Source organism: Streptomyces scabiei 87.22, assembly GCF_000091305.1.
Taxonomy (GTDB): domain Bacteria; phylum Actinomycetota; class Actinomycetes; order Streptomycetales; family Streptomycetaceae; genus Streptomyces; species Streptomyces scabiei.
Genome location: NC_013929.1, coordinates 6,648,239 through 6,661,438 on the forward strand (window position 1 = coordinate 6,648,239; position 13,200 = coordinate 6,661,438).

The following is a 13,200-nucleotide window of genomic DNA, read 5'->3' on the forward strand; positions in this document are numbered from 1 at the left end:
CTCCCTCAGGGTGGATTTCCAGTGGTGTTCAGCATGCGGACAGGCCCGATCCTGCCATGCGCACCTGACGGCGGGCAGGTGGGAATGCGACGCCCGGCCGACGGTGTTGCCAGCTGAGACGACCGCCTTCCGAACGCGCTTCCGAGGAGAACCATGTCCGAGCAGACCTCCGGCAAGACCCCTGTCGACTTCTGGTTCGACCCGCTGTGCCCCTGGGCCTGGATGACCTCGCGCTGGGTCCTGGAGGTGGAGAAGGTCCGGGACATCGAGGTCCGCTGGCACCTGATGAGCCTCGCGGTGCTGAACGAACCCAAGATCGACGAGCTGCCCGAGGAGTACCGCGAGCTGCTGGAGAAGAAGGCCTGGGGTCCGGTACGGATCGTCATAGCCGCCCAGGAGGAGCACGGCGCCGGGGTGCTCGGTGACCTCTACACCGCGCTCGGCACCCGTATCCACAACCAGGGCGAGGGCCCGGAGAAGGAGACGGTCGCCGCCGCCCTGAAGGACGTGGGCCTGCCCGACTCCCTCATGGACCACTGGGACGCCACCCCTTACGAGCCGCAGCTGCGCGCCTCCCACCAGGAGGGCATCGACAAGGTCGGCCAGGACGTCGGCACCCCCGTCATCGCCGTCCCCGGCGCCGACGGCGAGCAGATCGCCTTCTTCGGCCCGGTCGTCACCCCCGCCCCCCAGGGCGAGGAGGCCGCCAGGCTCTGGGACGGCACCCTCCTCGTCGCCTCGGTCCCCGGCTTCTACGAGATCAAGCGCAGCCGCACCAAGGGCCCGGACTTCAGCAACCTGGTCTGACCGCCCGTCACCGGAAGTGCTCGGGGAGGTTCAGCCCCTCGCTCTGGTTCCCGTACGGCTGGACGAACAGGCAGCGGCCCTTCTCGCCGTGGTTGGCGCAGCGCCACCAGCCGGCCGGGTTCCTGCCCAGCGACGTGAGGTACGCCTGCACCTCCTTGTCGGCCTTGTGGAACGGCAGGGGCTTGCCTCCCCCACAAGGAGGACAGTGCTTGTAGCTCGTCTCCATGCGACCTCCCGGGTCCGGTCGGCCGGATCGGGAATCCGGCCGGAAACGGGAGCATAGGGCGAAACACCGGCAATCTGGCAGACCGGAACCCGCCCCGCCGGAGGCGTCCTCCGGCACCCCGGGCAGCCGAGAACCCCCGCGAGTCACGTCCTCGCGGGGGTTCTCCTCTGGCTGCCTGCCGGTGACGGGTGAGAAGACGATCACGAGCAGGACATCCGGGCGGGCCCCGGTTCAGGGGGCCAGGAGCAGTACGTCCGCGCGCTCCTTGGCGGCGGCGTGGCGCCTGGCCACGTCCTGCCAGTCGACGACGGCCCACATGGCGTCGATGAAGTCGACCTTCTGGTTCCGGTACTGCAGGTAGAAGGCGTGCTCCCACGCGTCGAAGACCAGGATCGGGGTGGAGCCCTGGCCGACGTTGCCCTGATGGTCGTAGACCTGCTCGACGATCAGTCGCCCGCTCAGCGGCTCGTACGCCAGCACGCCCCAGCCCGAACCCTGCGTCGTCGCCGACGCCTTGGTCAGCTGCGCCTTGAAGCCCGCGAAGGAGCCGAAGGACTCGGTGATGGCGTCCGCCAGCTCGCCCACGCCGTCCGCGGCCAGCGGCTCGCCGCCGCCCTCCTTCGGGCCGGTCATGTTCTGCCAGTAGATCGAGTGCAGGATGTGGCCGGAGAGATGGAAGGCCAGGTTCTTCTGCAGGCCGTTGACCGACCCCCAGCTCTCCTTGTCCCGTGCCTCGGCCAGCTGCTCCAGGGTGTCGTTCGCGCCCTTGACGTACGCCGCGTGGTGCTTGTCGTGGTGCAGCTCGATGATCTCGGGGCTGATCACCGGGGCGAGCGCCGCGTAGTCGTACGGAAGCTCCGGGAGCGTGTAGACGGGCATGGGGGTCCCCTCCGACCTCTTGTTGCAAAGAACTTGCAACTGCAGGCTAACAGCAAGAGACTGTGGGGGCGTGCCCGGGCACGCGAAAGGGCCCTCGCGCGGACCGACCGTCCGTCCTTCGCGCGAGGGCCCTGAAACGTGCGGGCCGAACCGGCCCTAGGCGGCCACGGCGACCCTCTCCTCACGCGCGGCGACGGACGTGTAGTGGGAGGCGTCGCCCTCGATCGAGTGGCTCTCGCGGCCGTCGATCCCCACCGGCACGTCCCCGGCGACGGTCACCCGGTGCAGCCGGCGCGGCAGGCCGTCGTAGTTGTCGATGGCGTAGTGCTGGGTGATGCGGTTGTCGAAGACGACCAGCTGGTTCTCCGACCAGCGGTGGCGCAGCACGTTCTCCGGCCGGGTCACGTACGACTGGAGCAGGTCGAGGATCTTGCGGGACTCGCCGAGCGAGAGCCCCACGATCCGCTGCGCGAACCCGCCGATGAACAGCCCGCGTTCACCGGTGAGGGGGTGGACGCGGACGACCGGGTGGACCGTGCGGTACGTGATCGAGGTGAACCGGGCACGCTGCTCGGCCCGTTCCGCGTCGATCTCCTCGTCGGGCACCGCGTAGTCGTAGTCGTTGGTGTGCTCGGCCCACAGGCCGTCGGCCAGCCGCCGCAGCGGCTCGGGCAGGTCCCGGTAGGCCGCCGCCGCGTTGGCGATCAGGGTCTCGCCGCCGTACGGCGGGATCGTGATGCTGCGCAGCGTGGTCGCCTGCGGCGGATTGAGGACGAACGTGACATCGGTGTGCCAGTGGTTGGCCCGCCCCCGCTCGCTGTCCACGGGCAGGACGCTCGCCGCGCCCTCGACGGCGGCCACCGTCGGATGGGCGGTGGTGATGTCGCCGAAGTGGCGGACGAAGCTCTGATGGGACGCGTCGTCGAGGTTCACGTCGTCGAGGACGAGTGCCTTGTGCACGTTGAGCGCCTCTCGGAGGGCGGCGACCGTCTCCTCGCCGAGGGGCCGGGAGATGTCGACGCCGGAGACACGGGCACCGATGCGGGCGGTGACCTTCTGGATCTCGATGGTCATGGCGTGCTTCCTTTCATGGGCGGGACTGCGAGGGGAGGGGGCGACCGGGGCCGGTCGGGGCCGGGCTCCCGGCCTCAGACGAGGGCGGGCACGGCGGCGCGGACGTGCTGGTTGGCGGGGCGCGGCAGGCCGTAGCGGTCCCGCAGGGTCCGGCGCGGCCCGTAGTGGGTGCGCAGCAGACCGCGGGCGCGCAGGATCGGCACGACGTGGTCCACGAAGGCGTCGAGGCCGGAGGGCAGGACCGCGGGCATGATGTTGAAGCCGTCGGCGGCGCCCTGCGTGAACCAGGTCTCGATCGTGTCGGCGACCTGCTCGGGCGTCCCGGCGAACGTGAGGTGACCACGTCCGCCGCCCAGCCGTCCGATCAGCTCCCGCACGGTGAGCCGGTCGCGCCGGGCCAGCTCGACGACCAGTGTGTAGCGGCTCTTGGCCCCCTCGATCGCACTCTCGGGCGGCAGGTCCGCGGGCAGTTGCGCGTCCAGCTCCAGCGATCCCAGGGGGAGCTGCAGCAGCCGCTCCAGATTGCCCACCCCGTGCGTGTACACGATGTGGTCCTCCAGCACCCGCTCGGCCGCCAGTGCCTCCGCTTCCGTGGACCCGAGGACGGGGACGATCCCGGGCAGCACCTTGATGTGCCCGGGGTCCCGGCCGGCCGCCGCCGTACGGGACTTGAGGTCGGCGTAGAAGGCCCGCGCGTCCTCGACGGTCTGCTGAGCGGTGAACACGGCCTCCGCGTACCGGGCCGCGAACGCCTTGCCGTCCTCGCTCGACCCCGCCTGCACGAGCAGCGGATAACCCTGGGGCGAACGGGGCACGTTGAGCGGACCCTCGACGCTGAAGTACGTCCCGCTGTGCCGGGGCGGATGGATCTTCGTGTCGTCGCCCCAGACCCCGGACTCCTTGTCGGCGACGATCGCGTCGTCCTCCCAGCTGTCCCAGAGCTTCAGGGCCACGTCGAGGAACTCGGCGGCCCGCGCGTACCGCTGGGCGTGTGCGGGCTCGGCGTCCAGGCCGAAGTTGCGGGCCGCCTCCGCGCCGGCGGTCGTGACGATGTTCCAGCCGGCCCGGCCGCCGCTGAGGATGTCGAGCGAGGCGAACTTGCGGGCCAGGTTGTAGGGGGAGTTGTAGGAGGTGGAGGCGGTGGCGATCAGACCGATGTGCTCGGTGGCCGTCGCCAGCGCGGTCAGCAGCGTGAGCGGTTCCAGGGCGCCCGCCGGACGCTGGCCCACACTGCCCCACAGCTGCGGGCCGTCGGCCAGGAACAGCGAGTCGAAGGTGCCCCGCTCCGCGATCCGGGCCAGCCGTACGTAGTGGTCCAGCTCGACATGCGCGTACGGGTCGGACTCCGGCAGCCGCCACGACGCCTCGTGGTGACCGGTGTTCATCAGGAACGCGTTCAGGTGGAGCTGTCGTGCGGGCACTGGTCTGTTCTCCCGGGTCACTGGTGGTCCTCTTTCACGCCGAGAGCGGCCAGCAGCCGTTCGCGGTAGTCGCCCAGCAGGGGGTCCCGGTACGAGCGCGGGTGCGGGCGGTCGATGGTCAGGTCGAGGCCGATGCGGCCCTCCTCGAGCACGAGGACCCGGTCGGCGAGCACGATCGCCTCGTCGACGTCGTGGGTGACGAGCAGGACGGAGGGCCGGTGCCGCTCCCACAGCTGCCGGAGCAGGGTGTGCATCCGGATCCGGGTGAGCGCGTCCAGGGCGCCGAACGGCTCGTCGGCCAGCAGCAGTTCGGGGTCGCGGACCAGCGAGCGGGCCAGTGCCGCGCGCTGGGCCTCGCCGCCGGACAGCTCGTTCGGCCAGGCGCGCTCGCGGCCCTTCAGCCCCACCTCGGCGAGCGCCTCGCGGCCCCGGCCGGCGGCCTCCTTGCCCTCGGTGCCGAGCAGCACGTTGTCCAGCACCCGCTGCCAGGGCAGCAGCCGGGAGTCCTGGAAGACGACGGACACCCGGTCCGGTGCGGTGAGCCGCCCGCTGCCCGCCACCTCGTGGTCGAGCCCCGCGACCGCCCGCAGCAGCGTGCTCTTGCCGGAGCCGCTGTGTCCGAGCAACGCGACGAACTGTCCGGCGGGGATGTCGAGATCGATGCCGTCGAGGACGGTGCGGCCGTCGAACGACCGGGTGAGTGACCGTAGTTGTACGGCGGGACGGTCTGTGGTGGTGGTTGTGGTCGTCGCCGAGGGCGACGCGGGGCCGGCGGTCGTCAGCTGCTCAGTGTGCGTCGCCATGACAGCACCCTCCGTTCGATGAGACGGACCGCGCTGTCGGAGATCAGGCCGAAGATCCCGTAGACGACCAGGCCGACGAGGATCACGTCGCTCTGGCCGTAGTTCTGGGCCTGGAACATCATGTAGCCGAGTCCGTTGGTTGCGTTGATCTGCTCCAGCACGACCAGGCCCAGCCAGGAGCCGGTCACCCCGAGCCGCAGGCCCACGAAGAAGCCGGGCAGCGCGCCGGGGATGACGATCTGCCGGACGAACCGGAACCTCGACAGGCCCTGTACCTCCGCCAGTTCGACGAAGCGGCTGTCGATGCCGGCCAGCGCGGCGTGGGTGTTGAGGTAGATCGGGATGTAGACGACGATGGCGATGATCGCGATCTTGAACGTCTCGCCGATGCCCAGCCAGAGGATGAACAGGGGGATCAGACCCAGTGTCGGGATCGCCCGGTTGAGCTGGACGGTTGCGTCGATCAGGGCCTCGCCGACCCGGCTGAGCCCGGAGGCCAGGGCGAGCGCGACACCGGCGGTCAGCCCGATCGCGAACCCGGTCCCGGCCCGCTGCAACGAGGTCAGGATGTCGGTCCTCAGCGTGCCGTCGGTCCACAGGTGGACGCCCGTCTCCAGCACCGTCCAGGGCGCCGGGACCGCGGCGGGATCGAGCGAGCCGGCGGCGGAGGCGAGAGCCCAGAGGGCGAGGAACAGCACCGGCCCGACGAGCCGGGAGGCGGGCAGCCGCCTGCCGGGGGAGAGGCGCCGGCGCCTGCGGACCTGGGAGGTCCGCCCGGTGGCGGGAGCGGTGGGGAGAACCGTGGCGGGAGCCGTGTCAGGGACGGCTTCGGCGGAGGCGGAGGCGGGGGCGGGGGCGACGGTCGTGGGGCCTCCGGTGGCCGTCGGGGCACCCGCGGTCACGGCGCTCACTTCCGGTACTCCGCGGGCACGGCCTTCGCCGCGATCCGCTCGAACCGCCGGTCGAACAGCGAGCCGACGTCGAACTTCTTCACGAAGCCGCCCTCCGCCAGCAGATCCGCGGTCTCCTGCTCCCACTTGATCGCCTCGTCCCAACTCGGCGGGAACAGCGGCTTGTTGGCGAGCGCGGTGATCGACTCGGCCTGGGGGAGCGTCAGGTTCTGGGTCTTCACGTAGAACTCCTTGTTCCAGATGTCCGGGTTCTCGTACTGCCAGACCGCGCCCTTCGCCCAGTACGGGATGTACGCGGCGACGGCGGCCACCTTCGCGGAGTCGCCCAGCACCGAGGCCGGTGCCCACAGCAGGTTGAGCAGGTCCACCACGTCGGTGGGGATCGTGCGGGCACCCTTGGCCCGGTACTGCTGCAGATAGGCGGGGGCCTGCTGGTTGGCGAGCGGCGCGACGTCCACCTGGCCCGACTGCAGCGCGGTCAGGAACTGGTTGCTGGTGAGCGGGACGAGTTCCGCGTCGTCGTACGCGAGGCCCGCCTCCTTCAACGCCCGCAGCAGGACGACACCCTGTGCCTGCCCCTGGGAGAAGGCGAGCTTCCTGCCCCGGAAATCCTTGACGGTCCTGATGTCGCTCCCGGGCTTGGTGGCGAAGAGATAGTTCGGTTTGCGGGTGACGTTGATCGCGACGATCTTCGCGTCGTATCCCTGGTAATGCGCCTGGATCGGCGGAATTCCCGCGTTGTTGGCCACGTCCAGCGAACCGGCGCGGAAAGCGTTGATGACGTCGGGCCCCGCGCCGATGTTCGCCCAACTGCTCACCCGGAACGGCAGATCGTCGAGTTTCGCCAGCTTGAGCTGCAATTCCTGCTGACTCTGGAAGGAGGCGATCTTCAGGCTCGTCCCCGCGGGCACCTTGGTGGGCAGGGGCGCGTCCGCGGCCGTGCGGGCGGTCGCCGCGCTGCTGTCGGCGCAACCGCTGAGGCCGGCCGCCGCGGCCGTGACGCCGAGCAGGGAGGTGAGGAAGAGTCGCCGGTCGAGACCGGGCGCGGCGGAAGAGGACATGGGAGAACCCCCGGAGGAATGAAGGAGAACGATGGGAAGGCGCACGGAAGCGGCGCGGGCGCCGCCGGCCGTGCGGACGGCGCGAAAGCCGCCGCGGAGCGAAGCCGCGAAGCTGTGAGGGAAAACGGTGGAGGGAAGCCGCGGAAGGGGAATTCACGCAGGTGGAAGAGCCGCGTCGGCCGGAGTGCGAGAGGCACTCCGGAACGTCAACGTGTCAGCAACAGAGGGTGCGACAACTCGTGAGCAGCATGAATACGATGTTCCCGGTCCGCGGTATTGCCTGTCAACATTCGGAGTTTCTGAATTAACCGGCCTCGGCCGAGACACGGTCGAGACGGGCCAACGCCCCCAGCGGGTCCCGGTAGAGCACGTCCAGGGCCACCGCCCCGCCCGCCACGGCCAGCACGGAGTCGGGGAAGCTCGTGGGACCCACGGCCGCCGCCCGGTCCGGCCCGACGGTCTCGCGCAGCGCGGCGAGACAGTCCTCCCGGCCGATGATCCCGATCTCGGTGACGGTGACGGTCTCCGGGTTCAGCACGTCGAGCAGCAGTTCCACCGCCCGCCCCACCAGCCGCGCCCGCTCCACCAGCAGCCCCGCGGCCACGGCGTCGCCGCCGGCCGCCGCCTCCAGCACCCGCATCGGGTTCGAGCCGTCGATGACCCCGGCCGCCCGCGCCCGCCGGCACAGCGTGCGCTCGCTCAACTCGGCCTGGAGGCAGCCGGTCCGGCCGCACGCGCAGGGTTCGGTGCCGCCCGGCAGCGGGAGATGGGCGATCGCCCCGGCCTGCGAGCGGGGCCCGTGGTGCACCTCGTCGTTGGTCGCGAACGCCGCGTCTACCATGTTGCCGACGAACAGCTGCAGCACGCTCCGGCTGCCCCGCGCCCGCCCGAACAGCTGCTCGGCGCCCACCAACGCCCGCGCGTGCCCGTCCACATGGACCGGCAGACCGGTCAGGGCGCCGAGGATCTCCCGTACCGGCACCTCGCGCCAGCCCAGCAGCGGATGTTCGACGACCGTCCCGGTCTCCCGGTCCACCCAGCCGCCGGCCGCGAAGCCCACGGCCAGGGGCCGGCAGTCCGGCGCCGCGTCCAGCAGCGCCCGGAGTTCGCCGGCGGCCCGCGCCAGGACCGGGGCGGGATCGGTTGTGCCGTGCTTCAGCCGCCGCTCCTCGACGACCCGTCCGCGCAGATCGAGCAGCGCGACGGTCGTGTAGGGCACGGCCACATGGACACCGCCCACCACGAACCGCGAGTCGTCCAGGTCGAGGGGCACGTGCGGACGCCCCGTGCCCTTGGCCCGCCGGGGCGGTTCGGCCTCACGGAGGAGACCGAGCCCCGTGAACCGGGCGCAGTAGTCGGTCACCGAGGCGGGGGAGAGCCCGGTCACCCGGGCGATGTTGCTCCGCGCCACGGGCCCGTGTTCCAGGACGGACCTCAGCACCACGCTGGCGCTGGTCCGCCGCCGGTCGCTGTCGGCGGCACGCGGCACGGGGGACGAGGCGGGAGAAGGGGAGGCGGAGAGGGCGGGAGCGTACAGGGTGGGTGCTGCCGCGGCATGGGGCATGACGATCATCCTCGGGAACGGGTCCGACACTGCGCCGTCTCGAAGGGCGAGGCGTGCCGGAGCCGCCTCACCCGGGACGGCGACAGGTGGCCGTGCCCACGCGTCGCAGGTCGACATAGCGACGCGACGAGAAGTACCGGGCCTGAGCAACCATGCGCCCGAAGCTAGCAAAACGGCCCACCGCTGCCCAGACGGCGACCGACGGGCGAGACGGCGTCCGTCCACGCCGCTCACCGGATTGGTGAAACCCTACAGATGCCGTGGTAGGCGCTTTCCGGGCCCCAGGCCATCCCACCTCAGTGACCGGCGTCACCCCGTACCGGGTGTAACGGGCATCCTTTGTCGGAAACCCATCAAGGCGTCGTTCCCTCCTTTGTCGCATGCTGACGGTGCCCGGCGCACGGGACCGGGGATAGCGTCACGGTGTCCCAGCCGACTTCACCCGCCGGAGTGAGCCCGAACATGAGCACCGCCGCCACGTCAGCCCGCCCCGGCGAGGTCCTCGCCGACCTCCTGCCCGTCTCCGGCGCCCGCGTGCGCGACCTCGCTCTCGTGGTCGGCGGCGCCGCGCTCACCGGGCTCGCCGCGCAGATCGCCGTGCCCGTGCCGGGTTCCCCGGTCCCGGTCACCGGACAGACCTTCGCCGCCCTGCTCGTCGGCACCACCCTGGGCGCGAGCCGGGGTGTCGCCTCGCTCAGCCTGTACGCGCTGGCCGGTCTCGCCGGTGTGCCGTGGTTCGCGAACGGCACCTCCGGTGTCGGCGTCTCCTTCGGCTACATCCTCGGCATGATCCTGGCCGTCGCCGCCGTGGGCGCCCTGGCCCGTCGCGGCGGCGACCGCTCGACGCTGCGCACGGCGGGCACGATGCTCGTCGGCGAGGCGATCATCTACGCCGTCGGCGTCCCGTACCTCGCCGCCACCGCCGACATCAGCCTCTCGTCCGCCGTCGCGCTCGGCCTCACGCCCTTCCTGATCGGCGACGCCCTCAAGGCTCTCCTGGCCATGGGGCTGCTGCCGACGGCCTGGAAGCTCGTGAAGAAGTGAGGTAGCGGTCGGCCGCGCCGGGCGTGCACCGCTCGTGCTGTGGCGCCGCTCATCGAGAGGTTCGCCGGGCCGGTCACTGCGACCGTGCCACGGCGAACCTCTCTCGGTTTTCGGCGCCGGGGCGAGCCCGTACGGCCCGACGGCTGCCGTTCTCCGGTTCCCGCCCGGCGGTTCAGGACTCCTGACGGGCCCTTCGCTCGTTCCACCACAGGCCCGCCGCGCCCGCGGAGACGAGCGCGGCACCGGCCAGACCGAGCGGCACCACACGGTCGGCCGGACCCGTCTCGGGCAGTTCGTCCGGGGCGTCGTCCTTCCCGCCGCCGGCGCCCCCGCCACCGCTCCCGCCGCCGTCACCGCTCCCGCCGTCACCGCCGCCCGGGGTGACCGGGCTGTTGTCGGTGCCGAGGAGCAGGGGGGTGGCGGGCTCGTTGGGTGACTGGTTGGTCGCCCCGAACGGCACCGGACCCTGCTGCCAGAAGGTCTTCGAGCCGTCGGAATTCTGGACGGGCAGACAGATCCTGCCCTTCTTTCCCAGGTCGTACGTGGCTTCGATCGCATACGTCTTCGACTTTCCGGCCGGAAGATCCTCGATCCCGCACGCGAAACCGCTGTTCGCACCCTCGGGAAGATCTCCGTCCGGAATTGCTGAACATCCTTCGACATTCTTGACCGTCAGGCCGCCGAAACCGACCACGAGCAATCGGATTTCACCGCTCGCCTTGCTTCCCGCGTTCTTCACGACGCCGGTGATATTCGTTTCCTGCGACGTGTTGTCGACTTTGATCTCCTTGGACAGCAGCGTCGAGAGCCGTACTCCGGACGGTGCCGCGTCCATGGCCTTTCCGCCGTGCCCGCTCAGTCCCCCCTGGTCGTCCGCCGACGCCGCGAAGCCCAGGAGCAGCACCGACGTGAACGAAGCGGCGAGCAGCGATCCGGTGATGGCGGTCCTACGATGAGAACTCATGTTCCCTCCCCCTTGCGTCCCCCTGGCCGTGCCTGAATTCACGGCCTATGAAGAGGTACCACAAGATTTCTCCGCACTATGCTGGTGCGGGGCGAAGTGTGACCAATGCGCGACCTTTTGTTTCTGCTGTGGCATGGCGGTCGGTTGTTGAAGGGGGTCAGGGGGATGCCGGAAATAGGGTGGGGTGGTGTTCCGGGTCTTGTGGTGGCAGGCCGATATCGCCTGGTCGCCGGCATCGGCCAAGGGGGAATGGGCCGGGTCTGGCGGGCCACCGACGAGATGCTCGACAGGCGGGTCGCCGTCAAGGAAATGCGTATCGACGGTCTCGACCCGGAGGACAGCCGCACCCGGCGCGAGCGAACCCTGCGGGAGGCCAGGGCCACGGCCCGTATCGACCATCCCCATGTCGTGCGCGTCTACGACGTCGTCGACGCGGGCGACCGGCTGTGGATCGTCATGGAACTGGTCGACGGCCGCTCGCTGGAGCAGGTCGTGGCGGAGGACGGCCCCCTCGGCGTGCGGGACACCGCCCGCATCGGCCTCGAACTCGTCGACGCCCTCGGCCAGGTACACGCGCAGGGCGTCCTGCACCGCGACATCAAACCGGCCAACGTCCTCGTCAAGCGCACGGGCGCCCACCAGGCCGTCCTCACCGACTTCGGCATCGCCGCCATCCAGAACACCGAGGCCCTCACCATGGCCGGCATGCTCGTCGGCTCCCCGGACTACATGGCCCCCGAGCGGGTCTCCGGCCGGCCCCAGGGACCGCCCTCCGACCTCTGGTCCCTCGGCGCGACCCTCTGCGCCGCCCTCGGCGGCCGCTCCCCGTTCGCCCGCGCCACCACCCTCGCCACCCTCCACGCCGTCCTCTACGAGGAGCCGGAACTCCCCCCGGCCGCGGGCGCCCTCCACGACATCCTCGCCGCCCTCCTCGCCAAGCAGCCGGAGTCCCGGCCCGGCGTGCCCGAGCTCACGGAGACGCTCCGCCGCCTCGCCACGAACCCGGCAGCGGCCACACGGACGACCGAGCCGTGGCCACCGGCAGCACAGGAGCCGGCAGGTTCGGCGGGGACGGCCGGCAAGGTGGGCACGCCGGGGACAGCCGGCACGCCGGGGACAGCCGACACGGCCGACACGGCCGACACGGCTGGGGCGGCCACCGGAACGGCAGCTCCGGGCCTCGCCGAGCCCGCGACGCGCCCCGCGTCCGGCGTCCCGCGCCCCGCGGCCGGGACGGCCGACACAGCCACCGGACCCGGGGGAGAAGGAGACCCCGGCAGAACGCCGGAGGACGGTATCGCCGCACCCGAGGGGCCGGCCCCCACGGCATCCGACCCCGTGGCCGCGGCCGGACGGCCCTCCGCAGGGCGGCCGGAGCCGGTCGCGGCGCACCCGACTCCCCTGGGCGCCGCCGCGCGCCCGTCGCCCGCCACCACCCCGGATGCCGAGGCACCGCCCCCGCCCGCCGGACCCCCGACCCCGGCGCATCCGACCCCGACGGTACGGAACCGCCCCACCCCCGAGCCCGTACCGCACCCCCGGCCACGACAGCCCGCCCCACCCGCCCCGGACGCGGACCCGTACCCCTTCCCCACTCCCCGCCCCGACCGCCCCACCACCCCCGTCCTGCACCGCGCCCCCGTCCCGACGCCCCACACCCCCTCCGCGCACCCGCCGACGAGCACCCCCGAACTCCCCCCGACGACCGCTCCGGCACTCCCCGACGACGCGGAACTGCCGACCCGCCCCCGTCCCGCGCCACCCGCCGCACCCCGGCCGCCCCGGCGGGACCACCGCCGCGCCGGACTCCTCGCGGCCACGGCCCTCGCCGTCACGGCGGCCGTGGCCGCGGTCGTCGTACCGGCGATGAACGACGCGTCCGGCGACAAGGGCGACGAGGACGACAAGCACGGCAGGAGCGGCAGGACATCGGCCTCGGTCTCCCCCTCCACCGAGGCGCCCGTCCCTACCCCCGCTCCCACCGTCGCCGGCACCTCGCGCCCGCCCGAACTGCCGCCCGGCGCCCGTACGGAGGCCGGAGTGTTCGCCTGGGTTCCGCCGGACGGGTTCTCGCGGGAGGTGCACGCCGGCGCGGAGGTGCACTACACCTCGCCCGACGCCCGCCAGGAGATCGTCGGCAAGGCGTCCCTCGCGCGCGGCGACCTCCTGGAGCAGTGGCGGAAGAAGGAGAGGAGCACCGCCGAGGGGCCGGGATACGAACGGATCCGCCTGGAGGAGACCGAGTTCCGCGGCCGGCCCGCCGTGGTGTGGGAGTACACCGTGATCGCCCAGGAACTGCCCTGGCACGTGCGCTCCCTCGGCTTCGACACCGGCGGCAAGTCCTACCAGCTCACCACCTGGTACCACCCCGACATCGAGGACCGCGCCCTCCCGGTCTACGAGAAGGTCGAGAAGACCTTCACTCCCCTCTAGGCCCTGTCCGGAC

Annotated in this window: 12 protein-coding genes; 3 read left to right on the top strand and 9 right to left on the bottom strand. The window is 71.7% G+C overall.

The annotated features are described in order from the left end of the window. Window positions 1-153: 153 nt before the first annotated feature. Entirely contained in the window at window positions 154-807 is a 654-nt protein-coding gene (locus SCAB_RS28500; protein ID WP_013003554.1) for a mycothiol-dependent nitroreductase Rv2466c family protein, read from the top strand. Window positions 808-814: 7 nt separating this feature from the next. Here the strand turns inward: SCAB_RS28500 and SCAB_RS28505 are convergent, their stop codons facing one another. The 8 genes from SCAB_RS28505 to SCAB_RS28540 form a co-directional block, all read right to left on the bottom strand. Beyond that, on the bottom strand, window positions 815-1,033 hold the full coding sequence (locus SCAB_RS28505) for an SH3 domain-containing protein (protein WP_013003555.1): 219 nt from the start codon (window positions 1,031-1,033) through the stop codon (window positions 815-817). A 231-nt stretch (window positions 1,034-1,264) separates the two neighbouring features. Continuing rightward, window positions 1,265-1,912, bottom strand: coding sequence for a superoxide dismutase (locus SCAB_RS28510; RefSeq protein WP_013003556.1), 648 nt, complete (start codon window positions 1,910-1,912; stop codon window positions 1,265-1,267). Between the two features lie 156 nt (window positions 1,913-2,068). Next, window positions 2,069-2,986 carry a TauD/TfdA dioxygenase family protein gene (locus tag SCAB_RS28515; RefSeq protein ID WP_013003557.1) on the bottom strand — a complete coding sequence of 306 codons (918 nt, stop codon included), beginning with the start codon at window positions 2,984-2,986 and terminating at the stop codon, window positions 2,069-2,071. A gap of 74 nt (window positions 2,987-3,060) precedes the next feature. Continuing rightward, on the bottom strand, window positions 3,061-4,407 hold the full coding sequence (locus SCAB_RS28520; protein ID WP_013003558.1) for an LLM class flavin-dependent oxidoreductase: 1,347 nt from the start codon (window positions 4,405-4,407) through the stop codon (window positions 3,061-3,063). A 17-nt stretch (window positions 4,408-4,424) separates the two neighbouring features. Continuing rightward, entirely contained in the window at window positions 4,425-5,210 is a 786-nt protein-coding gene (locus tag SCAB_RS28525; protein ID WP_013003559.1) for an ABC transporter ATP-binding protein, read from the bottom strand. After that, entirely contained in the window at window positions 5,186-6,112 is a 927-nt protein-coding gene (locus SCAB_RS28530) for an ABC transporter permease (protein WP_013003560.1), read from the bottom strand. The genes SCAB_RS28525 and SCAB_RS28530 overlap by 25 nt, the downstream gene beginning before the upstream one ends. Window positions 6,113-6,117: 5 nt before the next feature. Next, window positions 6,118-7,182, bottom strand: a complete 1,065-nt coding sequence (locus SCAB_RS28535) for an ABC transporter substrate-binding protein (RefSeq protein ID WP_013003561.1) — start codon at window positions 7,180-7,182, stop codon at window positions 6,118-6,120. 304 nt (window positions 7,183-7,486) lie between these two features. Beyond that, a complete protein-coding gene (locus SCAB_RS28540) occupies window positions 7,487-8,746 on the bottom strand; it encodes an ROK family protein (protein WP_078580354.1) in 1,260 nt (419 codons plus the stop codon). A gap of 462 nt (window positions 8,747-9,208) precedes the next feature. Here SCAB_RS28540 and SCAB_RS28545 point away from each other — a divergent pair, with 462 nt between their 5' ends. Next, entirely contained in the window at window positions 9,209-9,790 is a 582-nt protein-coding gene (locus tag SCAB_RS28545; protein ID WP_041669753.1) for a biotin transporter BioY, read from the top strand. A 172-nt stretch (window positions 9,791-9,962) separates the two neighbouring features. Here SCAB_RS28545 and SCAB_RS28550 read toward each other — a convergent pair whose 3' ends face one another. Next, window positions 9,963-10,754: a hypothetical protein gene (locus tag SCAB_RS28550; protein WP_013003564.1), complete on the bottom strand. Its 792-nt coding sequence runs from the start codon at window positions 10,752-10,754 to the stop codon at window positions 9,963-9,965. Between the two features lie 204 nt (window positions 10,755-10,958). Here SCAB_RS28550 and SCAB_RS28555 point away from each other — a divergent pair, with 204 nt between their 5' ends. Continuing rightward, window positions 10,959-13,187 carry a serine/threonine-protein kinase gene (locus SCAB_RS28555; RefSeq protein WP_374200546.1) on the top strand — a complete coding sequence of 743 codons (2,229 nt, stop codon included), beginning with the start codon at window positions 10,959-10,961 and terminating at the stop codon, window positions 13,185-13,187. Window positions 13,188-13,200: the final 13 nt, after the last annotated feature.